The sequence below is a fragment of the Roseovarius sp. MBR-6 genome, assembly GCF_040547525.1.
GTDB lineage: Bacteria > Pseudomonadota > Alphaproteobacteria > Rhodobacterales > Rhodobacteraceae > Roseovarius.
This window is the reverse complement of sequence record NZ_JBEPPW010000071.1, coordinates 1-1,237: the sequence shown is the minus strand read 5'-3', so window position 1 is coordinate 1,237 and position 1,237 is coordinate 1. Positions and strand designations below refer to the sequence as shown.

Sequence of the window (1,237 nt, the reverse complement as noted above, 5' to 3'; positions counted from 1 at the left end):
GGCAGCAGGTCGCCCTTGCAGGCGATGAAGGACTGGCACAAACTCAAGCCGCAGTTGTTCAGGAAGAAGCCATACTACCTTCCGGGATGTGACACATACGCTCTTGCGGTTGTCCGCAAATGCTCCGTGTGTTCGTAGATTTCTCCTAAATCAGCTATTGGAAATTTTTCCTCTTTCTTCCCATCGAACAAACCAACATACTTTTGTTTTGAATTGAAGTGTAGCCGAGCCAACGGCTTTCTATTGTTGTCATCAATAAGGATTGCACAATAAGATTTTGCATCTCTCAATGTTACACGACGCCCATCAATCGTGTCCCGAACGATAGCACGAATAATAAGCATTGCTTCGATTTCTTCGTCCGTAGTGACTATATCCGATGACTCTTCATCAGATGTTTCGGTGTCAGCGTCTGATTCGGAGCTTGTCTTCAGCGCAGTTGCAAGGCGGGCTTGAACAGCATCCCGGATTACTTCTTTGAAGGCCGTTTTGATCGCACTACCAATCGTTGTCCGCACTTGAGATGTAATTCTCCCATCGTGGATTTCAGCGGCAAGTGCCCTAACAAATTTTTCCGATGGCTCCTCCAACTCACTTGTAAGGTAGTTTTTTACGGCAGATATGAATTTCAGTCTTTCAGCATTTGCAAGTATTCCCTAAATATCAAACGAAGATTTCTCAAATTTCTTTAGTTCGGCGAGATCAAACTGAGAGTAGTTCAGAAGATCGAAGGTAAAGAACGGCTTTTTATCAAGTTTGTTAGGTTCGTCAATATCAGAGTAAAATCTGTAATGGCGACCATTTGTTAAAATGCCAAACTTTGCATTCGTAACCGTGAAGTATCTAAACAATTGTGACAGGTGCTTCGATTCAAGCTGTGTTGGCAAGCTTTTGCATTCGACTAAGATTTTAATTTCCCCGTCAATACAGACGGCATAATCAACCTTTTCGCCTTTCTTGCCAACTGCGTCGGCAGTAAACTCTGGAATGACCTCTGCCGGATTGAACACGTCAAAGCCGAGAGCCTGCAAGAACGGGAGAATTATCGACGTTTTGACCGCTTCTTCGGTGGTTATGGATGCGCCATGTTTTTCAGCACGCTCTGCCAAAAGTTTCAGAGCGGATTCAAGATCAGACATTAACTGTCACATCCCGGAAGGTAGTATGGCTTCTTCCTGAACAACTGCGGCTTGAGTTTGTGCCAGTCCTTCATCGCCTGCAAGGGCGACCTGCTGCC

The 1,237-nt window shown here is 45.1% G+C and carries 2 protein-coding genes; both read right to left on the bottom strand.

Features of this window, described 5'->3' with window-relative positions; translation table 11 throughout:
• Nucleotides 1–74 precede the first annotated feature (74 nt).
• Nucleotides 75–590: a hypothetical protein gene (locus ABIE57_RS20525; RefSeq protein WP_354540892.1), complete on the bottom strand. Its 516-nt coding sequence runs from the start codon at nucleotides 588–590 to the stop codon at nucleotides 75–77.
• Nucleotides 591–656: 66 nt separating this feature from the next.
• Complete coding sequence (locus tag ABIE57_RS20520) at nucleotides 657–1,139, bottom strand: type I restriction endonuclease (RefSeq protein ID WP_354540891.1); 483 nt, start codon at nucleotides 1,137–1,139, stop codon at nucleotides 657–659.
• Nucleotides 1,140–1,237 lie beyond the last annotated feature (98 nt).

What these genes read in the sequence shown, in the direction of transcription:
- ABIE57_RS20520 (WP_354540891.1), bottom strand. Translation starts at nt 1,139, where the DNA reads ATGTCTGATCTTGAATCCGCTCTGAAACTTTTGGCAGAGCGTGCTGAA.